We start from the raw sequence: 21,966 nt of genomic DNA, 5'->3' as shown, positions 1-21,966 counted from the left end.
GCGAACCGAGCACACCGACCTGTGAGGACGACCGTTCAATGGACATGCTGTGGAACGGCTGGGGCGACCCGGCCAAGGCGGCACCCCTGCCCGACTCGGTGACCGGACTGCTGCGCGACCTGCTCGGCGTCAAGCCCCGTACCACCCCCGCCCTCGCCCTCGAGGACATCCGCCCGCCCGCGACCACGGCCGCCCCGGCCGCGCTCGAGGCGCTCGCCGAGGCCGCCGGCGGCGCGGAGCACGTCCGCACCGACGGCGAGAGCCGCATCCGGCACACCCGCGGCAAGTCCACGCCCGACCTGCTGCGCATCCGCGCCGCAGACGTCACGGACGTCCCGCAGGCCGTCGTACTGCCCGGCTCCCACGACGAGGTACTCGCCGTCCTGCGCGCCTGCGCCGCACACGGCCTCGCCGTCGTCCCGTTCGGCGGCGGCACCTCGGTCGTCGGCGGACTCGCCCCGCAGCGCAGCGCGTTCATCGCCCTGGACCTGCGCCGGATGAACGGCCTGCTCGGCCTCGACCCCGTCTCGCGCACCGCCGTCCTCCAGCCCGGCCTGCGCGCTCCCGAGGCCGAGGCCCTGCTCGCCGAGCACGGCTTCACCCTCGGACACTTCCCGCAGTCCTTCGAGTGGGCCACCATCGGCGGCTTCGCCGCGGCCCGCTCCAGCGGCCAGGCCTCCGCCGGCTACGGCCGCTTCGACGAGATGGTCCTCGGCCTGACCCTCGCCACCCCCGAGGGCACGATCGAGACCGGCCGTGCCCCGCGTTCCGCCGCCGGACCCGATCTGCGCCAGCTGATCCTCGGCTCCGAGGGCGCCTTCGGCGTCATCACCTCCGTCACCGTACGCATCCGCCCCCTGCCCGAGGTGCGCGTCTACGAGGGCTGGCGGTTCGCCTCGTTCGAGGAGGGTGCCGCCGCCCTGCGCCGCCTCGCCCAGGACGGCCCCCGGCCGACCGTGCTGCGGCTGTCCGACGAGACCGAGACCCTCATCGGTCTGGCCCAACCCGAGTCCATCGGCGGTGACTTGAGCCGGAGCGCGGCCGGCTGTCTCGCCATCACCGGCTACGAGGGCACGGCCGAGGACACCGCACAGCGCCGGCAGCAGGCGGCGGCCGTCCTCACCGCCTGCGGCGGCACCCTCGTCGGCGCGGAGCCGGGCGAGCGCTGGGCCCACGGCCGCTTCTCGGCGCCGTACCTGCGCGACGCGCTGCTCGACGTCGGCGCCTTCGCGGAGACCCTGGAGACCGCGGCCTTCTGGTCCCGCATCCCCGATCTCTACGCCGCCGTGCGCACCGCGCTCACCGACACCCTCACCGGCGCAGGCACCCCACCCCTGGTGATGTGCCACATCTCGCACGTCTACGAGAACGGTGCCTCGCTCTACTTCACGGTCGTCAGCGCTCAGGGCGAGGACCCGGTGGTCCACTGGGAGCCCGCCAAGCACGCGGCCAACGAGGCCGTGCTCGCCGCCGGCGGTACCATCTCGCACCACCACGGGGTCGGCACCGACCACCGCGACTGGTACGTCCGTGAGGCCGGACGGCTCGGCATCTCGGCCCTGCGCGCCGTCAAGCGCCGTCTCGACCCCGAGGGCCTGCTCAACCCCGGCGTCCTGCTGCCCACCGACTGACCCCGCCCGACCCGCCTGCTTCGGAGGCACACCGATGCGACAGTTCACCGCCGTCGTCAACCCCACCGCGGGCGGCTCCACCGGGGCGGCGAGCCTGCTGCACCTGGCCCGGCTGCTGCGCGAGGCCGGGGCCGGGCTGGAGACGGAGTACAGCCACAGCCTCGCCCACGCCCAGGACATCGCCAAACGCGCCGGCGAGCGCGGCCGGATCGTCCTGGCCGTCGGCGGCGACGGCATCGCCGGCGGCATCGGCGGCGCGCTGAGCGGTACCGGCACCGTCCTCGGCCTGGTCCCTGCCGGACGAGGCAACGACTTCGCCCGCGCCCTGAACCTGCCCGCCGACCCCGCAGCACTCGCCGGCATCCTGCTGCACGCCGAGCCACGGCCGGTCGACACCATCGAGGTGGAGTCGGCCGTCCACGCCCGCACCGTGGTCCTCGGCAGCGTGTACGCCGGAGTGGACGCCGTGGCCAACCGGCACGCCAACAACGCCCGGCTGCTGCGCGGCTCCGTCTCCTACTACGCGGGCGGCCTGCGCGCCGTCACCAGCTGGCGCGCGGCCGACTACCGCGTCACCGTCGACGGCGAGGAGCACACCCACCGCGGCTACACCGTCGTCGCGGCCAACTCCCCCTACTACGGCTCCGGCAGGCTGATCGCCCCCGACGCACGGGTCGACGACGGACTGCTGGACATCGTGATGATCCGCGAGGCACCGCGCCGGCTGTTCTTCACCCTCATGAACGAACTGAAGACCGGCGGCCACGTCCACCGCCCCGAGGTGCGCGTCCTGCGGGGCAGGGAACTGCGCATCGAGGCGGCCCGGCCCGTCCCCTACGGCGCTGACGGCGAGGTCGACGCCACCTTGCCGGTGACGGTGCGGGTACGGCCCGCGGACCTGCCGGTGCTGTACTGACCACGGCTCCCGGGCGCCCGGTGGGACCGGCTCCGACCGGGAATCGGCACGGCATCGGTGCATGAACGCCCGGTGGCGGGTAGGGAAGGAGAACCTGGCCGAGCGCGCCGGGGGAGGGGTTGGTCGGCCATGACGCTGGAGCCCGCCGAAGGCGTGGTGCGGGCCGTCGTCCTGTACGACGGACGGCTGCTGCTGGCGCGGCAGGACGACGGGTGGAGACTGCCGTCGGGCACTGCGGAACCGGCCGAGTCGGCAGAGGCCACCGCGGCGCGCGTCGTCTACGAACTCACCGGCTACCTCGTGGACGGCACCGAGAACCTGACCCCGGACGGCGGGGCGGCGGCGGTGGTGTGCCAGCTGCTGAGCGAGTCCCCGTCCGACGGGGCGAGCCTCACGCCGGAACGACTGCGCTGGGCTCCGCTCGCCGAGACCGCCGACGCCGACCTCCCGGCCGTCGTCCGTACCTACCTCGAGGGGCACACCCCCCTGTGACGGGCGCCGCACCCGCGGGTCAGCGCTCCGCCGCCGGGTCGGGCGTGCGCGCCAGGAAGCGCTGCCGGTCGACGACGGCACGGTCGATCTCGCCCGTCGCGACGAGCCGTCCCGAGCCGTCCACGGCCCGCACCACGAAGGTCAGCCGCCGGGGCGCGGCGGCGGGCACCGGTTCGGCGCTCACCTCCACCCGGCGGCCCACCCGCGTGGCCCGCAGATGCCGGACCCGGACCTCGGTCCCCACGGTGGTCTCGCCCGCCCCGGTGAACGGGGCGGCGGCCCGCACGGTGGCCGCCTCCAGCCACGCGATCAGCCGGGGCGTGGCCAGAACGGGCACGTCACCGCTGCCCATCACCGTCGCGGTGTCGGCATCCGTCACCTCGTGGTGCATGCCCTCACGCTAGCGCCGACGCAACCGAACCGCCGTACGGGTGCGGCCCGCCTCCGTCTTCGTCGTCCGCCACGGCCGCTGTGGTCGTTCGCGCCGACCGTCTGCGTCGTCGGCACCGCGCCGATGGTCCGGCGCCTACCTGCCGGGCAGTTCCACCACCTCGACGGTGGCGCCGGCCGGCACACCGCCCGGGGGGACCACCGCGAGGCCGTCCGCCAGGGCCAGGCCGCGCAGCATCGCCGGGCCGTCGAACGGCAGCGGCGTCGCTTCCCGGCCCGCCAGGAACACCGGAAGCAGCCGGGTGTCCCGCGGATGGCCCGGCAGCGCGGCGGCGGCCGTCGGCCGGAGCGGGCCGGTGTCCCGGTGGCCGCCGAGGCGGCGCAGCAACGGCTCGGCCAGCGTGACCATGCCGGCGACCGCGGCCAGCGGATTGCCGGGCAGCCCGACCAGCCGGCGCGCCCGGCCGTCGGTGGTGGCCGGCAGTTCGGCGAGCAGCATGGGATGGCCGGGCCGTACGGCCACCGAGTCGACCAGCAGCCGGGCACCCACCGCCCGCAGCGTGTCGTGCAGGAAGTCCACCGGGCCCGCGGCCGTGCTCCCGGTGGTGACCACGATGTCGGCGGGCGAGCGGCGCACGGCCTCCCGGAGCGGGCCGGGGTCGTCCGCGACCCGGCGGTGGCCGATCAGCTCGGCGCCGCGGGCCCGCAGCCAGGGCGGCAGCAGCGGGCCGAGCGCGTCCCGCACCCGGCCGCCGCGCGGCACGCCCTGCTCGAGCAACTCGTCGCCGAGGACGAGCAGTTCCACGCTCGGCCGGCGATGCACGGTCAGCCGGTCGTACCCGGCCGCCGCCGCGAGGCCCAGCACACGTTCGGTCACCGTGGTGCCGGAGGGCAGCAGCGGCTCACCGGAGCGGCACTCCTGGCCGCGCGGCCTGATGTCCTGCCCCGCGCACACCGGCCCCGGCGAGCGCTCGTACAGCATGTCCCGCCCGGGGTCCGCCTCGCCGTGCTCGCGGCGCAGTACGGCGGTGGCGCCCGGCGGTACCGGGGCGCCGGTGGCGATGGGGACGGCGGCGTCCCGGCCGAGCGGCCCGGCCTCCCCGCCCGCGAGGACGCCCGCGCCGCCGAGCCGCCACGGCCCCGCTCCGGCCACGGCCCAGCCGTCCATCGCGGCGGTGTCGAACGGCGGCAGATCGGTGAGCGCGACGAGCGGTTCGGCCAGCGCGTGGCCGAGCGCGTCGGCGAGCGTGCGGGGCGGGCGGCAGCGGCCGGCGCACGACCGGGCGATCGAGCGGGCCCGCTCCCAGTCCCGGGCGGGCCGCATCAGGCCCGGCCGGGCATCCGGCCCCTGCGGTGCCGGGCCGTCGGCCGTGTCCGTCCGGGAAGCGGTCATGCCGGTCATCGTCGGCCAGCCGTCCGGCGAAGTCAAAGAGGGGCTGTTTGTCTGCCGATAAGCGCCGCCTTTCTGATAACCGGCGCTTATCAGCTCATTGAAGAGACCTCTTTGACTTCCCCCGGGAAAGGGGCGGATGCTGCCGGATCATGAGCGGTATCGAGGACCCCGCAGACGATCTGTCGGTGACCCCGCCCAAGCGCTGGGCCACCGGCGTGCCGGCGGTGACCCACGCGCTGGCCTACTCCCTGGAGCAGACGGGCGGTGCTGGCCGGGATCCCGCTGCTCGCGGCGGTCTCGGCGCCCTCCTCGCTCGCCGTGGACCTGGCCGCCGAGAGCGGGCTGACCCTGGTCGGCTTCCTGCGCGGCACGTCGATGAACGTCTACACCGGCGCCGAACGCCTCGCGGTCCAGCCGGTGGACTCACCGTCCTGACCGGGGTCTGGCAGGTCAGCGGCCCGGATCGCTGGGGATGCGGTCCAGGGCCGTGGCAACGTCGGTGCTACGGGCCAGGTCCGTCAGGGCCCGGGCCATGACCGACTCCGGCTCCCTGGCGGCGATCACCAGGCCCACCGGCACCGCGGCGGCGGGCTCGACCAGCGGGACCGCGCGCATCCCGGGCGGCACACCGAACACATGCAGCCAGGCTTGCGGCACGATGCTCGCCCATGGGCCCGTCCTGACATGGGCGAACAGTGCCGCCACGGAATCGGTCTCGAGCCGGGGCGAGGGCTGCGCCCCCGCCCGGGCGAACAGCTCGTCCAGCACCCGCCGCCCCTGCATCGCCCGGGTCAGCATGCACAACGGCAACTGCGCCGCCTGCGCCCACGTGGCCGTCGTACGCCGGGCCAGACTGTCGGCGGCCGTGATCAGCAGCACGTACCGCTCCTCGTACAGCGGAACCGAGTGGAAGTGCTCCGGCAGATCCTCGCGCAGATACGTCACCGCCGCGTCCAGCTCGAAGTTCTGCAGCTGCCGCAGGATGTCCACGGACTGCATGTCCGCCATGACCTCCACCGTGACCAGCGGGTGCGCCGCGCAGAACGGGCCGGTCAGCTGGGCGACGGCGCCCGAGGCGGTCGGCACCGAACCGGTCCGGATCCTGCCGCTCAACCCGCTGCGCAGGACGTCGACCTCGTCCTTGAGGGCATCGCGGTCGGCCAGGATGCGCCGCGCCCACACCACGATGCGCTCTCCCTCCGGGGTGAGGCCCTCGTACTTGCGGCCGCGCCGCACCAGCGGCACGTCGAGTTCCTCCTCCAGCTTGCGCAGCGCCTCCGACAGAGCGGGCTGGGAGACGTGGCAGGCCTGGGCGGCATGGGCGAAATGCCGCTCCCGGGAGAGCGCGACGAGGTATTCGAGCTGACGAAAGAGCAGGGCACGGGTGTACCCGACGGCCTGCCGGAACGCCAATTTCCGCCGGCTCTGCCACGTGCCGGCCATCGGCTTCCTGGACGACCTCCCCGCCGCTCCGAGCGGCACCCAGCGGCGGGCGGCGGGCGGCGGCGGGGACCGGGCCGTGAGCGCCCCGGACCTGTCCTCCGTTTGCGGTGCGGTGCACAGCGGGGTTCAGTGATTACCGGGGTTCGGCGATGACTGGCCCCCGGATCGCCGCCCCTGCGGATCACCGGCCTCGCGCGCCCAGGAGCTGTCATGTCGATGTCGTTCGGTGCACCCTTCGGGTCGTCGGATCCGTTCAGTGAGTTGTTCAACCGGTTCTTCGGGATGTCACCGGCGTCCTCGCCGCCCGCGGTGCAGCGTGTGCCCATCGGACGGCTGCTGACCGAGTCGTCACAGGAACTGCTCAATCTCGCCGCGCAGCGGGCCGTCGAGGACGGCACCTCCGACCTCGACACCGAGCACCTGCTCTGGGCGGCCACCAAGGTCGACCCGTCCCGGCGGCTGCTCTCCCAGGTGGGCGTCGACCCCGACGCGCTGGGTGCCGAGATCGCCCGGATCCTCCCGCGCGAGTCCGGCGAGCCGTCCGCACAACCCGGCCTGACCCCCGCGGCCAAGCGCACGCTCGGCGCCGCCTACGCACGGTCGCAGGCGGCCGGTGTGTCGTACATCGGCCCGGAGCACATTCTCAGCGCCCTGCTCGGCGACAGCGACACCGGTGCCGCCAAGCTGTTGCGCGCCGAGGGCACGGACACGCAGAAACTGTCGGGCCTGGCCGAACAGGCCGCCCGCAGTGACGCACTGCCCGCCGAGCGCAAGCAGCCGGCCACCACCCTGGACGAGTTCGGCCGCGATCTGACCGAAGAGGCCAAGGCGGGCAGGCTCGACCCGGTGGTGGGGCGCGCCGAGGAGATCGAGCAGACCGTCGAGATCCTCTCCCGGCGCTCCAAGAACAACCCGGTCCTCATCGGTGAGCCGGGCGTCGGCAAGACCGCCATCGTGGAGGGGCTGGCGCAGCGCATCGTGGCGGGCGAGGTCCCGGACACCCTCAAGGACAAGAGGGTCGTCTCCCTCGACCTGTCGGGCCTGGTGGCGGGCGCGCAGTACCGGGGCCAGTTCGAGGAGCGGCTGAAGAAGGTCATCGAGGACGTGCAGGCCGCCAAGGGCCGGATCATCCTGTTCATCGACGAGTTGCACACCGTCGTCGGCGCCGGAGCCACGGGCGAGGGCTCCATGGACGCGGGCAACATGCTCAAGCCCGCACTCGCGCGCGGCGAACTGCGCGTCGTGGGCGCCACGACCGTGGACGAGTACCGCAAGTACGTCGAGAAGGACGCCGCGTTGGAGCGCCGCTTCCAGCCGGTGATGATCCCGGAGCCCACCGTCGAGGAGACCGTGCAGATCCTCGAGGGCCTGCGCGACTCCTACGAGGCCCACCACCAAGTCCGCTTCGACGACGCGGCGTTGGTGGCCGCCGCCGAGATGTCCGACCGCTACATCACCGACCGTTTCCTGCCCGACAAGGCCATCGACGTGATGGACCAGGCCGGCGCCCGGGTGCGGCTGCGCAGCGCGGGCCGCTCCACCGAGGTCGTCAGCCGCGAGGACCGTATCGCCAAGCTGCGCCGGGAACTCGAACAGGCGGTATCCGCCGAGGACTTCGAGAAGGCCGCCGAGCTGAAACGGGAGATCTCCGAGGCGGAGGGCGAACTGGCCGGGATCGAGGAGCGCCGCGAGGGCGTCGTGTCCGTCACGGCCGCCGACATCGCCGACGTCGTCTCCCGTCGCACCGGCATCCCGGTCGCCCAGCTCACCGCCGGCGAGAAGGAGAAGCTCCTCAGGCTCGAGGAGGAGATGCACGCCCGGATCGTGGGCCAGGACGAGGCGGTCACCGCCGTCTCCCAGGCCGTGCGCCGCAACCGCGCGGGCATGGGCGACCCGAACCGGCCCGTGGGATCGTTCCTCTTCCTCGGGCCCACCGGAGTCGGCAAGACCGAACTCGCCAAGACCCTCGCCGCCCTGCTCTTCGGCGAAGAGGACCGCATGATCCGCTTCGACATGAGCGAGTACCAGGAGAAGCACACCGTCGCCCGGCTCGTCGGCGCCCCTCCCGGATACGTCGGCTACGAGGAGGCGGGCCAGCTGACCGAGAAGGTGCGCCGCCGGCCGTACAGCGTGGTGCTGTTCGACGAGGTGGAAAAGGCCCACCCCGATGTGTTCAACACCCTGCTGCAGATCCTGGACGACGGACGGCTGACCGACGGGCAGGGCCGTACCGTCGACTTCCGGCACTGTGTCGTCATCATGACGTCCAACATCGGCGCCCACCGCATCCTCGACCACAAGGGCGATGTGTCTGAGCTGAAGGACGAGTTGATGGACGACCTGCGGACGAGGTTCCTGCCGGAGTTCCTCAACCGCATCGACGACATCATCATCTTCCACGGCCTGACCGAGGACGACCTGAGCCGGATCGTGGACCATCTGCTGGACCACAGCAAGCGCCGGGTGCATGCGCAGGGCATGAAGCTCGAGGTCACCGAGTCCGCGAAGAAGCTGCTCATCGCACACGGCCACCAGCCGGAGTTCGGCGCCCGTCCGCTGCGCCGCACCATCCAGGCGGAACTCGACAACCGCATCGCGACCCTGCTGCTGAGCGGCGAGGCCGAGCCCGGGGACACGATCGTCGCGGACGTGGTGGACGATTCGCTGCACTGCTCGGTGAGGAAGACCAGCGACCGCGGTGAATGATCCAAGATGCGGGAGACAGTGGCAGGACGATATTTTCCGTAGGGTATGTCCCATCGCTCTCGTCAGGAGGCTGCCATGTCCTCGAAGCGGCGCAGGAAGAAGAAGTCGCGGCGCAACCACGCCGCCAACCACGGGAAGCGGCCCCAGTCCTGAACCCGGCCGAGGAAGGGCCGGAGCCCGGGGGGACGGCATGACATCCGCGGTCGTCGTCGGCGCCGGGCCCAACGGGCTCGCCGCCGCGGCCCTCCTCGCCAGGGCGGGGCTCGAAGTGACCGTCCTGGAAGCCGCGGACGAGACCGGCGGCGGCACCCGCAGCTCCGAGGCCCTCCTGCCCGGCCTGCTCCACGACCACTGCTCGGCCGTCCACCCCACGGCCGTCACCTCCCCGGCGCTGCGCGCACTCGGACTCGAACAGCACGGCCTGCGCTGGCGGTTGGCGGACATCGACTGCGTCCACCCGCTGTACGACGGCAGCGCCGGGGTACTGCTGCGCTCCGTCGAGGACACCGCACGCCTGCTCGGACCCGACGGCGGCCGATACCGGGCCCTTCTCGCCGCTCCGGTACGGCACTGGGACGCCTTGGTACACGATGCGCTGGGCCCGCTCCTGCGCATCCCCGCCCACCCGCTGCTGCTCGCCCGCTTCGGCCCGCCGACCACGCTGCCCGCGACCGTCCTCGCCCGCTTCTTCCGCACCCCGCAGGCGCGGGCCCTGTGGGCCGGAGTCGCGGCACACGCCCTGCGCCCGCTGTCGCGTCCGTTCACCTCGGCCATCGGACTCGGCATCCTCACCGCGGGCCATGCGGCCGGCTGGGCCGTGGCCGAGGGCGGTTCACGGTCCATCGCGCGCAGCATGGAGAGCGTGCTGCGCGGGCACGGGGGCACCGTCCACACCGGCGTCCGCGTCACCGACCGCCGGCAGCTGCCGCCCGCCGACGTCACCCTCCTCGACCTCGACCCCGGCCAGGTCCTGGCCCTCTACGGCGACCGGCTGCCGCCCCGGGTGCGCGCCGCCTACCGGCGCTTCCGTCGTGCCCCCGGCGTCTTCAAGCTCGATCTGGCCGTCGAGCAGGGCGTGCCCTGGACCAACGAACACGCGCGCCGGGCCGCGACCGTGCACCTCGGCGGCCCGCTCGCCGAGGTGGCGCGGGCGGAGCGTGACGTGGTGGCCGGACGCATGCCCGAGCAACCCTTCGTACTGGTCGGCCAGCAGTACCTGGCCGACCCCTCCCGCTCCGCCGGCGACGTCCACCCCGTGTACACCTACGCCCATGTCCCGTACGGCTACGACGCGGACGCGAGCGAAGCGATACTGCGCCGGCTGGAGCGGTTCGCCCCCGGTGTCCGCGACCGGATCGTGGCCCAACAAGCCACCCCGCCCGCCCGGTTCGCCGCCGGCAACCCCAACTTCGCGGGCGGCGACATCATCACCGGAGCGAAGACGACCCCGCAGCTTCTCCTCGGCCCCCGCCCGGCCCTCGACCCGTACGCGACCGGCGTGCCCGGTGTGTTCCTGTGCTCGGCGGCCACCCCTCCGGGCCCGGGCGCCCACGGCCTGTGCGGAGCCGGAGCCGCGACGGCCGCCTTGCGCCACCTGGGAGCCGGGACCGGCTGAAGACGGTGTCCCGGGTCTTCAACGGCGAGCGGTACGTCTCCGCCGACGTGCGCCGCCGTGTCCTCGAGGCGGCCGGGCAACTCGGCTTCCGGCCGAACGGCGCGGCTCGGGCGCTGGCCTCGGGACGGACGGCACGGTGCCCGGCCGCGACCTCGCCCGGGCCCTGGCCCACTGGCTGACGCCCGAACCACGCAGCGGCTGGCAGCACCTGCCGCCGTCCGTCACGGCCACCACGGTCCTCCGACGGCCGGCGGGTCCATGTCGTCCACAACTGGAGCTGGGACTCCGCCGGAGCAGAGGCGCCGGCGCACCTGACCGACGTACTCGACGGCGCGGACCTGCCGGCCGGAACCACGGTCGAACTCGACCCGTGGGACGTCCGGGTCCTCGCGGCGGCGACCGGATCCGATGGGGACGCGCCAGGCCCTAGGACTCCCGGGCCGCCGACGTGAGCGACATGTCCGCGTAGCGCTCGCCCGCCACGCGGCCCGCGATCGGCTCCAGCAGCGCCAGCTCCTGCGCGCTCAGCGTGATCCGGGTGGCCCCGGCGTTCTCGAGCAGCCGGCTGCGCTTGCGGGTCCCAGGGATCGGCACCACGGTGAGACCGTGCACCTGCGCCCGCTGCTGCACCCACGCCAGGGCGATCTGCGCGGTGGTCGCCCCATGGCCGGCCGCGATCTCGTGCACGGGCGCGAGGAGCGCCGCGTTCGCCTTCGCGTTGTCGCCGCTGAACCGCGGCATCAGCTGCCGGAAGTCACCGCCGGACAGCTCCTTGCCCGCGTCCGAGAAGGCACCGGTCAAAAAGCCCCGGCCGAGCGGCGAGTACGGCACGAAGGCGATTCCCAGCTCGGCGGCCGCGCCCACCACGCTGCGCTCGACGTCCCGGCTGAACAGCGACCACTCCGTCTGTACGGCGGTGATCGGGTGCACGGCGTGCGCCTCGCGCAGCTCGGCACCGGTGACCTCGCTCAGACCGAGGTGCCTGACCTTGCCCTCCTGTACGAGTTCGGCCATGGCGCCGACCGACTCGGCGAGCGGGACGGCAGGGTCCCGGCGGTGCATGTAGTACAGGTCGATGACCTCGACACCCAGCCGGCGCAGGCTCGCCTCGGCGGCCTTCCTGATGTAGGCGGGATCGTTGCGGATGGCCCGGTAGGAGGGGTCGTCGGTGCGGTATTCGATGCCGAACTTGGTGGCCACGGTGAGGGTGTCTCGGTGCGCGGCGACGAACGGCGCGAGGAACTCCTCGTTGGCGCCGATGCCGTACATGTCGGCGGTGTCGATGAGGGTGACGCCCGCCTCGACGGCCGCCTCCAGGGTGTCGCGGGCGGCCGTGTCGTCGGTCTGGCCGTAGGCGGCGCTGATGCCCATGGCGCCGAAACCCTGGACGCCGACGAGGGGGCCGCCGGTGCCCAGTTCGACCTTGCGGATCTGCTCGATGGTGTTGCCCATGATGGCGCTCAGGCCCCTTCCGACGCCCGCTGGGCGTCCGCGTACGAATCGATCTTGGCGTCGATGTAGGTGAGGGTGTCGTGCAGCTCGGCGATCCGCGCGAGGACCTCGCCGCGGGTGCGCTCCAGCATCCGCCGCTGTTCCCCGTAGGTCTCCGTGCCCTGCCGGACCAGCTCCGCGAAGCGCACCATGTCGGCGACCGGCATCCCGGTCAGCCGCAGCTTGGTCACGCAGGAGAGCCACTCCAGGTCCTGGTCGTCGAAGCGGCGCTGTCCGGCGTGCGAACGCTCCACCTGCCGCATCAGCCCGATCTGCTCGTACCAGCGCAGCGTGTGCGCGCGGAGCCCCGTGAACGCCGCGACCTCGCTGATCGTGTATCGGCCCTGGCCGTCGGGCGCAGGCCGCTCGGACCGGGTGGCGGAGCAGGCGTCCCCGCGCGGGGAGTTCACAGGGGTGCTGTCGATCACCGTCATGTGGATCACGCTAGAAGGTTCAAGTGCGCTTTAAGCAAGTGCGTCATCCGGTTGCGGCTCTCCAGGGTGGCGAAGAACGCGCGCCTCCCGGACGGGGCGCGCCGGACCGGGGCGCGCCGGGCCGGGGCCGCGGTGCGCCCCTCCCGTTCATGCCGCGTAGCCGCCGTCGACCGACAGCTCCGCACCCGTCAGGTACACCGCTTCCGGCCCCGCGAGATAGGCGACCGCGGACGCCACCTCCTCGGCCGTACCGTAGCGGCCCAGCGATGTCATGGCCGCCTGGCCGGACGCGGAGGGCCCGTCAGCGGGGTTCATATCGGTGTCGATCGGGCCCGGGTGGACGACGTTCGCAGTGATCCCGCGCCCGCCCAGTTCCCGGGCCAGCGCGTTCGACAGCCCTGTGACGGCCGCCTTGCTCATTGTGTACAACGTGGCCCCGGGCCCCGGGACGTGCCGGGTGACACAACTGCCGACCGTGATGATCCGTCCGCCGGACGTCATGAGCGCCGCAGCGGCCTGGGAGGCGAGGAACACCCCGCGGATGTTCACGGCGATGAGCCGGTCCACGTCGGCGAGCGACAGCTCCTCCAGCGGTCGCATCAGCCCGAGGGCCGCGTTGTTCACCAGCACGTCCAGTCTCCCCAGTGTCTGCGCCGCACGGCGCACCGCCTCCGTCGTCTCCTCGGCGTCCTCGGCGTCCGCCCGCAGGGCCACCGCCCGCCGTCCCAGCGCCTCGATGTCCCGTACCACCTCCTCCGCCGCTTCCTTGCCGTGGACATAGGTCACGGCCACGTCCGCGCCCGCCTGTGCAAGGCGCCGTGCCGTCGCCGCACCGATGCCGCGGCTGCCGCCGGTGACCAGTGCCTTCTTTCCGTTCAGGGGTGATTGAGAAGTCATGTGTCCATCTCACCGGCGGGGTGCGAGGCACGCTGGCGGCGAACGGACCTCGACCTGTGGCTGACGACCGGGCTGCACACGGGCCACGTCGGATTCACCGTGGAAATACACGACGAGGCCCCGCCGGAGCTGGACCTGGAAGAGACCGACCACCGGGTGCGGCACTGCGCCAAGGGCATGGACGCGGCCCACGACGAGGACACCCGGCTGAAGGACGAGCCCCAACTGGACTGCCATCTCCTGCAGTTCTGGCCCGCCGCGCCCGCGCCGGACCGTGTGCGAGAGCCGTTAGTCGGCCTATATGAAATAGGGCGGCGGAATCATTTCTCCACGGCGGCGGCCGCTAAGGTCGACGGGTGGGGGTACACCGCGGGAGACCGAGTTCCTCGAATACCCGATGTGCGTTAGCGCGTACGGCGGATAGGTCCGCACAAAAGCAGCCGGTGGCGGTCTCTGGGGGAGCGGGCCGCCGCCGGCACATTACCGCCGGAGCCGGTGCCGTGCCGTTCTCTACCGGACACCCGCGGGCATCCGCCGCCGTCCGCCGGAACCGGCCGGCCCTGAAGCAGCCTGAGACGTCCATCGACGCCCCGGCGGCACGGTCGGAACGGCGGCGCCGGGGCCATGGCCTACTTTGCGGCGTCAGGCGCGGTCTCCTCCTCGACAGCGGCAGCGGGTGCCGGCGTCGGCTCCACGGAAGCAGTGGGAACCGTGTAGAAGACGGACGTGCCCTGCTTGGTGCGCTGGGCGTTGTTCCTGGCCACGAGGTTCTCCAGCGTGGTGCGAATGACCTTGGTCTGGATCTCCCGCTCGGGGTGCGCCTTGCCGAGCGCCTCGGAGACCTCCGCGGCGGAGCGGGGCTCCTGCTGCTCCGCCAGGTGGCGCCGGACGAGTTCGACGAGGGTGGGCTGAGCCGTCTGCGGGGCCGCCTTCTTCGCCGCGGGCTTCTTCGCGACGGCCTTCTTCACCACGGGCTTCGCGGCAGGCTTCGCGGCGGGCTTCTTGGCGGACCGCTTCTTGGCCTCGGGCTCTTGTTCGGTCACCTTCTTCGGCGCCGGCTCCGCCCCGATGACGTCGGTGGTCTTCTTGCGCGGCGCGGGCACCACGGCGCCCTCGGCGACAGCAGGTGCGCCGGACCGGGCCGCGACACCGAGCGCCTGCTGCATGCTCACCAGAACGGTGTGATCGTGCTGGAGACCGGTCAACTGCTCCTGCAGAGCGGCGATTTCGGCCGTGATGCGGTCCTGCTCCTTGACGTTGCGTTCGAGGTCGCTGGACACCTGGCTGACGTACTGCGAGGTCAACTCGGTGACGGGTGTGGTGTTCTCAGACATCTGTGCCTCCGTTCGTGACGGTGATGTGCCGCCCCCTCGCGGCTGCTCACGGCAGGCGGGAAGCGGAAGTTGCGCTTCAGCAGCGCACAACACATGGATGATACGGGTGGGTCGGCATGTTTTCTGCTGAGTGAACCCTGTGCGTTGCGCGCCGACAAGATGTGCCGCAGGTGCCGTTCAGGTCATTCATGTGTCCTGCAGTTCCCGCCCAGGGGTGAATCCGCGTGCCACGCGGCGACGCGGCACAGCCGATGGCCGATGTGCCAAGCGGTCCCCGAAAGGCCCGCCGGGGGAACCGTCACTGGCGGCCGGGCCGCCGGCCTGACCACGAGCGACGAGCTGTAGCATCGCGATCATGGTAGCGGACTGGGAGGTGCGGCAGGCGTCGGCCACGGACGTCGAGGCAGTGGCCGAGCTGCGGGCCGTGGTGCTGCGGGCGGATCTGGAGCGCCTGGGCCGCTACGACGAGCATCGCGTCCGGCAGCGGCTGCGCGACGGATTCACGCCGGCGCACACATGGGTGATCGAGGCGGCCGGTGCCCTGGCCGGCTGCGTGGCGCTGCGGCCGGCGCAGGACGCCCACTGGCTGGAGCACTTCTACCTGGACCCGGGGCTCCAGGGCAGGGGCGTCGGATCGGCCGTGCTGAGGATGCTCATGGAGCGCTGTGACCGCGACCGGGCCCGCATCCGGCTGAACGTGCTTCAGGGCAGCCAGGCCCGGCTGCTGTACGAGCGGCACGGTTTCACGGTCGAGTCCGAGGACCCGGTGGACGTGTTCATGGTCCGCGAGCCGGCTCCGCGCGGTCAGGGCGCGCCGGCGTAGCGGCTGTGCCGTACGCGGCGGGGCAGTCGTCCGCGCAGGCGCGTGCGGCGGCCAGGCACTCGAGGAACAGCCGGGTGCGCACGAGACGTACGTCGTCCTCGTCGTGGTCCCGGTAGCCGTCGGCGAGCCGCTCGGGAGTGATCAACCCCAGCGACTCGCAGTACCGCACTGCCGCCGACCGCGGTCAACTCGGGCGACGGGGTGTGCCCTGAGCGGGTGGACATGCGGGTACGGGGGGCGTTCGGGGCGGGTCCGTGCCGGTGCGCTTCCTAGTCTGCAGCCATGAAGATCCCCACCGAACCCATCGGCAGCCTTCCCCGCCCTCCCGAGCTGCTCAGCGCCATGGCCGAGTTCCATGGTGGCCGGCTGGACGCCGGGGCTTTCAAGACGGCCCAGGAACAGGCCGTACGCGAGACCATTGCGGCGCTGGAGGCGGCCGGATCCCCGGTCGTCACCGACGGAGAGCAGGCCAAGCCCGACTTCGTCACCTACCCCATCGCGGGCACGCCGGGCGTGTCCGCCGACGGCGTGGTCATCCCCTTCGCCGACGGACACCAGCGCCGGCTGCCCGCCCTGACCGCCGGGCCCTTCCGCTACAAGGTGTCCGCCGACCAGTACCTGCGGACCGCCCAGCAGCACACCAGGACACCGGTCAAGCAGGCCGTCGTCGCGCCGTCGATGCTGAGCCTGCTCTACCCCGCCGCAGGCATCCCGGGGTTCCCGCGCGAGGAGTTCCTCCACCAGCTGGCCGACGAGGCGGAGGCGGAGATCCGGGCCTGCCTGGACGCGGACGCTCATGTCGTCCAACTCGACTTCGACGAGGCACGTCTCTCCCTCAAGCTGGACCCCAGCGGAGGGCTGCTGGCCGATCTGGTCTCCCTGAACAACCAGGTGCTCGCCCGCTTCACCGAGAGGGAGCGGACGAGGATCGGCGTCTACAGCGGGCCGGGCGCGGACCACGACGCCACGCACAGTCTCGACGTCGACTACGCCGAGCTGCTGCCCCGGCTCTTCCACCTCACGGCCGGCAACTTCTATCTGCAGCTGGCGAGCGAGCCCGACCCGGACCGGGTCCTGAGCGTGATCGCCGAGCACCTGCGCCCCGGAGCCCGGGTCTTCGTCGGCGTGACCGACCCGGTCGACCCGCGTGTCGAGACGGCGGAGGAAGTCCGCGACCGCGTACTGCGGGCCGCCAGGTACATCCCCGTGGACCGGCTGGGCACCTGCGACGACGCGGGCTTCGCCCCGTTCGCCGACGACACCTCCACGTCACGTGCGACGGCCTTCGCCAAGATCCACGCCCGTGTCGAGGGCACCGCCCTGGCCGCCGAGGCCCTCGGAGTCTGAGGCCGGGCGCCGTCCCTGCGACCGCCCGGCCGTCTGGTTGTCCGGCTGTCCGGCCGTTCGCGAGCCCGGATCACGATGGCCGCGCCGTGGAGTGCGGCCATCGTGATCCAGGTCGCCCGGGCGCTCGGGGAACTGCCGGCGCTCATCTCTCGAAGCGGGATCTGCCCAGGGTGACCTGGTGGCCGACCATGCCGATCTCGACGCCGTCCGCGGTCGAGCGCGCCGTGGTGAAGCCGACGCCGTCCGGGAGCAGCACGCGCCATGCGAACGAGGAGCGTCCCGCGCCCGGAACGGTCAGGGAGAGTTCGTTGCCCTGGGCGAGGAGCGTGCCCGTGCTGTCCAGAGTCCTTCCGGCGACCGTGCCTGTGATCCTGAGCTTCGCGGCCTGTTCCGCCGAGCCGGGGGCCTGCGACACACGCAGGGGTCCGCCGCTGCCGGCCAACCGCGTCACCACGTCGGACAGTTCGTCGTACGACAGCGTCAGGGTGCCGGTGGCGAGGTTCGCCTCGGCGCTGCGGGCCGTCAGGGACGTCACCGTCACATCGTGCAGGTCGAGGTGGAACTGCTTGACGTTCAGATAGTCGCCCTGTGCGTTGGTCGTGGTGTCGATGGTGAACTGGCCTGCCGAGAGCCTGACATGGCCGAAGCTCTGGCTGAACGCCTGTGTCAGGAACGGGAAGCCCTCGATGGACACGTCCATGTGGCCGTCGGTGGTGTTGGCGTAGCCGTACTTCTCCTCGGCGAGCCGTGCGACCTCCTTGTTCGCGTAGTGCAGGGCCACGCGGTCGGCGACCGTGAACAGCACTGCCAGCACGGCGACCGTGATCGCCAGGACCTTCACCCATCGACGTTGCATGCCGACCCCACCCCGTTTGTCTCTGCCTTGTGTCGCACTTGATCAGTGCGCGGACCGATCATGCACCGTCGTCGGCCCGGGCGACAGCCCCGTTGGCCCTGTCTCGGGCTGTGCTGGGAGGCGGTGCTGCTCAGGGCGTGTCGTGCGCCAGCCGCCGCAGGACCTCCAGCGCCCGCTCGGCGTGTTCGTACGGCACGAAGAGGTGGTCGTGGTGGAAGCCGGCGACGACGTTGCAGCTCAGGTCCGCGTCGGCGAGTGCGCGGGAGACGGCCGCGGTCAGGCCGACCGCGGCCAGCGCGGAGTGCACGCGCAAGGTGATCCACCCGGCCACATAGTCGTACGCCAGCCCTGCCGCGTCCGCCTCCGCCTGGTGCACCACGAGGGTGAGGCCCTCCTGCTCGGTGACCGTCACCACCGCGGTGACACCGGACGGCACACCGCCCTCGGCCCAGGTGAAGACGTAGCGGCCCGGATTCAGCTCCGGGCGCATGCCGCTGAGCAGTCTGCGCAGATCAGTCTCGCCGGTCACGCACCCACAGTACGGGACCGGCCTGCAGTTCTGGCCCGACCCGCAGTACAGACCTGAGTGGGCGTCACGGGCATGCGGCAGCGCTGCCGTCCGCGACGTGCAGGATCGCGTCGGCCCCGTCGAGCATCGCCCGGTCCAGCGGGAAGTAGCCCTGCCGCGGGGTGGTGTCGGTGCGGGTGCGGGCGGGGGAGAGTGTGGTGGCCGCTGCCAGACCCCAGGTGGGGATGCGGCCCTGCAGCTGGCCCTCGTAGGTGTCCGGGTCCGGATCCTGGAGGCCGATGGCCGCGCTGCGGCCCAGGCTGCCCGCCACGAAGCGGTACCGCCCGCCCAGCAGGGGCGCCACGATGGTGCCGGCGCCCCACCAGTCGGCGACCACGTCGTCCAGGCGCCAGCTGCTCAGGCAGCGTTGCAGATGGAGGTTGTGCGAGAAGACCAGGGTGGCACCCCGTTCCGCCTCGATGTTCCGGATGTCCAGCAGGTTCTGGGCCATGAGGGCGTCCCGGGCGGCCAGCAGTGCCGTGACCCGGGGGCTGGGGTCGGCGGGTTGTGTCGCCGACTGATGGTGGTAGCGCAGCAGGCCGATGCCGGCGACGAGGTGTGTCCTGGCCCGGAGCCACCGCTCGGGCGAGGTGGCCGCGATCAGTTCGGGAGCGCGCGTCCAGAGCGAGGTGAGCATGTCGTCCGCGATCAGGCGCAGCTTCTCGGCCTCGGCCGTGGCCCCGGGTGACATGGCCGGGTCCATGACCGCCTCCGCGCGGCTCCACCGTTCGTCGGCACCGGTGAGGCCGCTGATGTCCACGTCCAACTCCAGGTAGGCGCGGGCGTGTTCGAGGTAGCCGCGAGGGCTGGGTGTGCTGTAGTTCTCGCCCGGGGTGTCGAAGCCATGGAAGGCCAGCCGCTCCTTTGGCGGCCGGTGCTCGTTGTGGGCCCGCATCCAGGTGATCAGCCGCCGGTTGGGGGCCGGCGCCCCGACGTCGTGCGAGAAGCCCTCGTTCATCACCGTGTCGAGGTCGCCGGCTCCCCCCTGGACGTAGTCGTTCACGGCGAGCGCGGCCACCCGGTCGGTCTCCAGGGCGATGGACCGGAAGCCGCGCTCGACGAGCCGGGCGAACAGTTCGTTGCGCACCCACCCGAAGGCCGGTTCCTGGTGTGTCGGCTCACCGAGGGCCAACAGGTCGCATGACGGGGTGACGAAGTCGTTGATGTCCTGAGTCATGGACCTCAATCGTATCCTTGAAAGTTCAGTTGAGACTTGGAGAGAGACTGGTACTGCTCCCTGTGGCAGGCCCTGCTGTAAAGTCTCAACCGGTGAGCACCATGCGACCTGCCGACCTCGCACGCGAGCACGGCATCTCGACCCAGGCGGTCCGCAACTACGAACGCGACGGGTTCCTCCCTCCCGCCGAGCGCACACCGAGCGGCTACCGGATCTACACCGAGGTGCACGCGGCCGCGCTCCGCACCTTCCTCGCGCTCGTCCCGGCGTACGGACACGCGGCCGGCGGCCAGATCATGAACGCGCTGCACCGGGACGACGTCGACGACGCCCTGACGATCATCGACCGCGGCCACAGCCGGCTGCTCCGTGACCGGGACACCCTCGGCGCGGTGCGCACGGCGGTGGACCACCTGACGGCGAAGTCCGGCGCCGCTGCGGCGCCCGCACCAGAACCCGGCACCCGGACCGTCGGCGAACTCGCCCATCGGCTCGGTGTCACCCCGGCGACCGTACGCAGCTGGGAAGAGGCCGGCATCCTCAGCCCCTCCCGGGATCCGGCCACCGGATACCGCGTCTACGACGCCGCCGACGTCCGCGACGCCGAGCTGGCGCACCTCCTCAGGCGCGGGGGCCACCTGCTGGACCACATCGCCACGGTCGTCCAGCAGATCCGGGCCGCGGGCGGCACGGACGCGCTGGCCGCCTCCCTCGACGACTGGCAGCGCAGACTCACCGCGCAGGGCCTCGCCATGCTGCGCGCGGCCGCGCACCTCGACACGTACCTGCGTCTGCTGAACCCCACCGCGCCGCAGCCGTTCACGGGGCACCGGCACCGGCACCGGCAGCGGCCTGGGTGAGCCGCACCTCAGCGGGGGCGGTGCCCGGTCAGGTGCCGCCAGCGGTCGCGGGCCGCCTCCAGCTCGGCCAGGGCCTTCGTCAGCCGCGGGTTGTCGCTGTGCCGGGCCCTGACCCGCTCCAGCGCCTCACGGGCGTGGTCCTTGTCAGCGGTGTCGGCCCGGGCGTCCTGCAGCTCGGACTTCGTCCTGCGGATCGTCTCCGGGCGCCGGTCGCGCAACGTGTTCTCCGCCGCGACGGCGTTCTCGATCCGGACACCGAAGCGCCGCACCTGGTCCTCGGGGAACGTCTCGTGTGCGAATTCGGACAGTTCCGCCCGCCCGTCCGGCCGCTTGAGGTGGATGTACATCGTGTCGGTGTTCCTTGCGAGTTCGAAGCGCACTCCCAGACCCGCCAGGGGGATCTCCTTGCCCTTGAACAGCAGGACGTGCCGGTACAGGGTCAGCTCGCCGAGGCCGGAGTCGTAGGCCCCCCGGCCGGGCCGCTCGAGCTGTGCCAGCTTCCGCTCCAGCGTGTCGATTCTGCGGTCGTACGCCCGCTCGGCCTGCGCGACCCGGGACCGCGCCTCCGACTCCTCCTGGCGCGCGGTGCCCCGGAGCGTACGGACGGCGGCGCGGGTGCGGGCCAGGTCCTGACGGTCGGCGCGATGGACATCGGAGAAGGCGTAACGCCAGCCGCCGGGGTACCGGGCAAGCCGCCACCCCACGCCGGCCACGCCGACGACCACGAGCGCCAGTATCAGCTCGACCACGCTCACCGATCCTCCCACCCGTCCCTGCGCCGACGCTGGAGCGGCCGGCCCGGCGGCCTGCCAACTTACCGAATATCGGCGGGTATTGATCCTGCGTCAACATCGCCTTCGCGGACGTCATGGGCCCTGTCCGTGCGCAGCGGTAGCCTGCGGCGCATGCGAGTCGGTACCGAGCACACCAGGCTGATCGTGCTGCGCGGCAACAGCGCCTCGGGCAAGTCGTCCGTCGCGGAAGGCGTCCGAGACCGGTTCGGCCGCGGTCTGGCCCTGGTCGGGCAGGACAACCTGCGCCGGATCGTACTGCGCGAGCGGGACCGGCCGGATGCGGCGAACATCGGCCTGATCGACACCGTCGCCCGCTACGCCCTGGACGCGGGTTATCACGTGATCGTGGAGGGCATCCTGAGCGCCGACCGCTACGGCGCCATGCTGACCCGGCTGGGCGCCGACCACCGGGGGCCGACCCATGGCTACTACCTCGACGTGCCGTTCGAGGAGACCCTCGCCCGCCACGTGACCAAGCCGCTCGCCGGCCAGGTCGGTGAGGCCGACCTCCGGGACTGGTACCGGGCGTGCGATGTGCTGCCCGGGGGAGTGGAGACCGTCATCGGAGCCGGGAGTTCCCTCGCGGAGACGATCGACCACATCATGTGCGACACGGGCTTGTCCTCCCTGCCGCCCCTGCACATCTGAGCCCCTCGGCGGAAGGCCACCTGCACAAGGAGCCGTGATGGCCGGGTGGACGACCGGGGTGCCAGGGGCGCGCTCTTCGGGACCGCCGGGATGTCCATGGACGGCGCGCCGCCGATGACCCCCGCCCGTCTACTTGCCCACGCTTGCCGGG

The 21,966-nt window shown here is 72.4% G+C and carries 21 protein-coding genes and 2 pseudogenes; 12 read left to right on the top strand and 11 right to left on the bottom strand.

Annotation, left to right across the window (positions count from 1 at the left end; all coding sequences use genetic code 11):
* The first annotated feature begins 38 nt into the window (after positions 1 to 38).
* The 3 genes from A6P39_RS05835 to A6P39_RS05825 all read left to right on the top strand — a co-directional run bounded on the left by A6P39_RS05835 (position 39) and on the right by A6P39_RS05825 (position 3,039).
* On the top strand, positions 39 to 1,631 hold the full coding sequence (locus A6P39_RS05835) for an FAD-binding oxidoreductase (protein WP_067051344.1): 1,593 nt from the start codon (positions 39 to 41) through the stop codon (positions 1,629 to 1,631).
* Between the two features lie 34 nt (positions 1,632 to 1,665).
* Positions 1,666 to 2,547: a diacylglycerol kinase family protein gene (locus tag A6P39_RS05830; protein ID WP_067051343.1), complete on the top strand. Its 882-nt coding sequence runs from the start codon at positions 1,666 to 1,668 to the stop codon at positions 2,545 to 2,547.
* A 129-nt stretch (positions 2,548 to 2,676) separates the two neighbouring features.
* The gene (locus A6P39_RS05825; protein WP_067051341.1) at positions 2,677 to 3,039 is read left to right on the top strand and encodes an NUDIX hydrolase; all 363 of its coding nucleotides are present in this window, start codon (positions 2,677 to 2,679) and stop codon (positions 3,037 to 3,039) included.
* Between the two features lie 19 nt (positions 3,040 to 3,058).
* Here A6P39_RS05825 and A6P39_RS05820 read toward each other — a convergent pair whose 3' ends face one another.
* Together A6P39_RS05820 and A6P39_RS05815 are read right to left on the bottom strand one after the other, a co-directional pair.
* Positions 3,059 to 3,430, bottom strand: coding sequence for a thioesterase family protein (locus A6P39_RS05820; protein ID WP_067051340.1), 372 nt, complete (start codon positions 3,428 to 3,430; stop codon positions 3,059 to 3,061).
* Positions 3,431 to 3,565: 135 nt separating this feature from the next.
* The gene (locus tag A6P39_RS05815; RefSeq protein ID WP_275883980.1) at positions 3,566 to 4,753 is read right to left on the bottom strand and encodes a molybdopterin molybdotransferase MoeA; all 1,188 of its coding nucleotides are present in this window, start codon (positions 4,751 to 4,753) and stop codon (positions 3,566 to 3,568) included.
* Between the two features lie 324 nt (positions 4,754 to 5,077).
* Between A6P39_RS05815 and A6P39_RS05810 the strand changes: the two are divergent.
* Positions 5,078 to 5,257, top strand: a pseudogene (locus tag A6P39_RS05810) (formate dehydrogenase accessory sulfurtransferase FdhD); the annotation flags it as partial.
* 15 nt (positions 5,258 to 5,272) lie between these two features.
* Here A6P39_RS05810 and A6P39_RS05805 read toward each other — a convergent pair.
* Entirely contained in the window at positions 5,273 to 6,199 is a 927-nt protein-coding gene (locus A6P39_RS05805) for a LysR family transcriptional regulator (protein ID WP_067051452.1), read from the bottom strand.
* 276 nt (positions 6,200 to 6,475) lie between these two features.
* Here A6P39_RS05805 and A6P39_RS05800 point away from each other — a divergent pair, with 276 nt between their 5' ends.
* The 3 genes and pseudogenes from A6P39_RS05800 to A6P39_RS05790 all read left to right on the top strand — a co-directional run.
* Positions 6,476 to 8,971 (top strand): ATP-dependent Clp protease ATP-binding subunit, encoded by a 2,496-nt coding sequence (locus tag A6P39_RS05800; protein WP_067051337.1) that lies wholly within the window; start codon positions 6,476 to 6,478, stop codon positions 8,969 to 8,971.
* 190 nt (positions 8,972 to 9,161) lie between these two features.
* Entirely contained in the window at positions 9,162 to 10,586 is a 1,425-nt protein-coding gene (locus A6P39_RS05795) for a phytoene desaturase family protein (RefSeq protein ID WP_067051335.1), read from the top strand.
* Positions 10,529 to 10,717 (top strand): annotated as a pseudogene (locus tag A6P39_RS05790) (LacI family DNA-binding transcriptional regulator); the annotation flags it as partial. The gene A6P39_RS05795 and the pseudogene A6P39_RS05790, both read left to right, overlap by 58 nt.
* 295 nt (positions 10,718 to 11,012) lie before the next feature.
* On the opposite strand, the gene A6P39_RS05785 reads toward A6P39_RS05790, so the two are convergent.
* The 3 genes from A6P39_RS05785 to A6P39_RS05775 form a co-directional block, all read right to left on the bottom strand.
* Positions 11,013 to 12,038: an aldo/keto reductase gene (locus A6P39_RS05785; protein ID WP_067051333.1), complete on the bottom strand. Its 1,026-nt coding sequence runs from the start codon at positions 12,036 to 12,038 to the stop codon at positions 11,013 to 11,015.
* Positions 12,039 to 12,046: 8 nt separating this feature from the next.
* Positions 12,047 to 12,511 (bottom strand): MerR family transcriptional regulator, encoded by a 465-nt coding sequence (locus A6P39_RS05780; RefSeq protein ID WP_067051450.1) that lies wholly within the window; start codon positions 12,509 to 12,511, stop codon positions 12,047 to 12,049.
* A gap of 147 nt (positions 12,512 to 12,658) precedes the next feature.
* Positions 12,659 to 13,408 (bottom strand): 3-oxoacyl-ACP reductase family protein, encoded by a 750-nt coding sequence (locus A6P39_RS05775; protein ID WP_067051330.1) that lies wholly within the window; start codon positions 13,406 to 13,408, stop codon positions 12,659 to 12,661.
* On the opposite strand from A6P39_RS05775, the gene A6P39_RS05770 reads away from it, so the two are divergent.
* On the top strand, positions 13,409 to 13,816 hold the full coding sequence (locus A6P39_RS05770; protein ID WP_067051328.1) for a hypothetical protein: 408 nt from the start codon (positions 13,409 to 13,411) through the stop codon (positions 13,814 to 13,816). It begins immediately after the preceding gene.
* A 221-nt stretch (positions 13,817 to 14,037) separates the two neighbouring features.
* Here the strand turns inward: A6P39_RS05770 and A6P39_RS05765 are convergent, their stop codons facing one another.
* Positions 14,038 to 14,742: a hypothetical protein gene (locus A6P39_RS05765; RefSeq protein ID WP_067051326.1), complete on the bottom strand. Its 705-nt coding sequence runs from the start codon at positions 14,740 to 14,742 to the stop codon at positions 14,038 to 14,040.
* A gap of 355 nt (positions 14,743 to 15,097) precedes the next feature.
* On the opposite strand from A6P39_RS05765, the gene A6P39_RS05760 reads away from it, so the two are divergent.
* Together A6P39_RS05760 and A6P39_RS05755 are read left to right on the top strand one after the other, a co-directional pair.
* Positions 15,098 to 15,565: a GNAT family N-acetyltransferase gene (locus A6P39_RS05760; protein ID WP_067051325.1), complete on the top strand. Its 468-nt coding sequence runs from the start codon at positions 15,098 to 15,100 to the stop codon at positions 15,563 to 15,565.
* A gap of 282 nt (positions 15,566 to 15,847) precedes the next feature.
* On the top strand, positions 15,848 to 16,912 hold the full coding sequence (locus A6P39_RS05755; RefSeq protein WP_067051322.1) for a cobalamin-independent methionine synthase II family protein: 1,065 nt from the start codon (positions 15,848 to 15,850) through the stop codon (positions 16,910 to 16,912).
* Positions 16,913 to 17,054: 142 nt separating this feature from the next.
* Here the strand turns inward: A6P39_RS05755 and A6P39_RS05750 are convergent, their stop codons facing one another.
* The 3 genes from A6P39_RS05750 to A6P39_RS05740 form a co-directional block, all read right to left on the bottom strand.
* On the bottom strand, positions 17,055 to 17,768 hold the full coding sequence (locus A6P39_RS05750; protein ID WP_067051320.1) for an LmeA family phospholipid-binding protein: 714 nt from the start codon (positions 17,766 to 17,768) through the stop codon (positions 17,055 to 17,057).
* Between the two features lie 130 nt (positions 17,769 to 17,898).
* Positions 17,899 to 18,297 (bottom strand): ACT domain-containing protein, encoded by a 399-nt coding sequence (locus A6P39_RS05745; RefSeq protein WP_067051318.1) that lies wholly within the window; start codon positions 18,295 to 18,297, stop codon positions 17,899 to 17,901.
* A 64-nt stretch (positions 18,298 to 18,361) separates the two neighbouring features.
* Entirely contained in the window at positions 18,362 to 19,513 is a 1,152-nt protein-coding gene (locus tag A6P39_RS05740) for an erythromycin esterase family protein (RefSeq protein ID WP_067051316.1), read from the bottom strand.
* Positions 19,514 to 19,614: 101 nt separating this feature from the next.
* Between A6P39_RS05740 and A6P39_RS05735 the strand changes: the two genes are divergently transcribed.
* On the top strand, positions 19,615 to 20,373 hold the full coding sequence (locus A6P39_RS05735) for a TioE family transcriptional regulator (RefSeq protein WP_199840910.1): 759 nt from the start codon (positions 19,615 to 19,617) through the stop codon (positions 20,371 to 20,373).
* Between the two features lie 8 nt (positions 20,374 to 20,381).
* Here the strand turns inward: A6P39_RS05735 and A6P39_RS05730 are convergent, their stop codons facing one another.
* Positions 20,382 to 21,122 (bottom strand): hypothetical protein, encoded by a 741-nt coding sequence (locus A6P39_RS05730; protein ID WP_067051312.1) that lies wholly within the window; start codon positions 21,120 to 21,122, stop codon positions 20,382 to 20,384.
* Positions 21,123 to 21,278: 156 nt separating this feature from the next.
* Between A6P39_RS05730 and A6P39_RS05725 the strand changes: the two genes are divergently transcribed.
* Entirely contained in the window at positions 21,279 to 21,815 is a 537-nt protein-coding gene (locus A6P39_RS05725; RefSeq protein WP_067051310.1) for an AAA family ATPase, read from the top strand.
* The last annotated feature ends 151 nt before the right edge of the window (positions 21,816 to 21,966 follow it).

Origin of the sequence: Streptomyces sp. FXJ1.172, assembly GCF_001636945.3 — a bacterium.
Lineage (GTDB): Bacteria > Actinomycetota > Actinomycetes > Streptomycetales > Streptomycetaceae > Streptomyces.
This window is presented reverse-complemented; position numbering and strand designations above follow the sequence as displayed.

Coding starts and splice junctions, on each gene's coding strand:
- A6P39_RS05755 (WP_067051322.1), top strand. CDS start 15,848: ATGAAGATCCCCACCGAACCCATCGGCAGCCTTCCCCGCCCTCCCGAG.
- A6P39_RS05735 (WP_199840910.1), top strand. CDS start 19,615: ATGCGACCTGCCGACCTCGCACGCGAGCACGGCATCTCGACCCAGGCG.
- A6P39_RS05775 (WP_067051330.1), bottom strand. CDS start 13,408: ATGACTTCTCAATCACCCCTGAACGGAAAGAAGGCACTGGTCACCGGC.
- A6P39_RS05820 (WP_067051340.1), bottom strand. CDS start 3,430: ATGCACCACGAGGTGACGGATGCCGACACCGCGACGGTGATGGGCAGC.
- A6P39_RS05830 (WP_067051343.1), top strand. CDS start 1,666: ATGCGACAGTTCACCGCCGTCGTCAACCCCACCGCGGGCGGCTCCACC.
- A6P39_RS05795 (WP_067051335.1), top strand. CDS start 9,162: ATGACATCCGCGGTCGTCGTCGGCGCCGGGCCCAACGGGCTCGCCGCC.
- A6P39_RS05835 (WP_067051344.1), top strand. CDS start 39: ATGGACATGCTGTGGAACGGCTGGGGCGACCCGGCCAAGGCGGCACCC.
- A6P39_RS05765 (WP_067051326.1), bottom strand. CDS start 14,742: ATGTCTGAGAACACCACACCCGTCACCGAGTTGACCTCGCAGTACGTC.
- A6P39_RS05740 (WP_067051316.1), bottom strand. CDS start 19,513: ATGACTCAGGACATCAACGACTTCGTCACCCCGTCATGCGACCTGTTG.
- A6P39_RS05800 (WP_067051337.1), top strand. CDS start 6,476: ATGTCGATGTCGTTCGGTGCACCCTTCGGGTCGTCGGATCCGTTCAGT.
- A6P39_RS05825 (WP_067051341.1), top strand. CDS start 2,677: ATGACGCTGGAGCCCGCCGAAGGCGTGGTGCGGGCCGTCGTCCTGTAC.
- A6P39_RS05780 (WP_067051450.1), bottom strand. CDS start 12,511: ATGACGGTGATCGACAGCACCCCTGTGAACTCCCCGCGCGGGGACGCC.
- A6P39_RS05760 (WP_067051325.1), top strand. CDS start 15,098: ATGGTAGCGGACTGGGAGGTGCGGCAGGCGTCGGCCACGGACGTCGAG.
- A6P39_RS05750 (WP_067051320.1), bottom strand. CDS start 17,768: ATGCAACGTCGATGGGTGAAGGTCCTGGCGATCACGGTCGCCGTGCTG.
- A6P39_RS05725 (WP_067051310.1), top strand. CDS start 21,279: ATGCGAGTCGGTACCGAGCACACCAGGCTGATCGTGCTGCGCGGCAAC.
- A6P39_RS05815 (WP_275883980.1), bottom strand. CDS start 4,753: ATGCGGCCCGCCCGGGACTGGGAGCGGGCCCGCTCGATCGCCCGGTCG.
- A6P39_RS05785 (WP_067051333.1), bottom strand. CDS start 12,038: ATGGGCAACACCATCGAGCAGATCCGCAAGGTCGAACTGGGCACCGGC.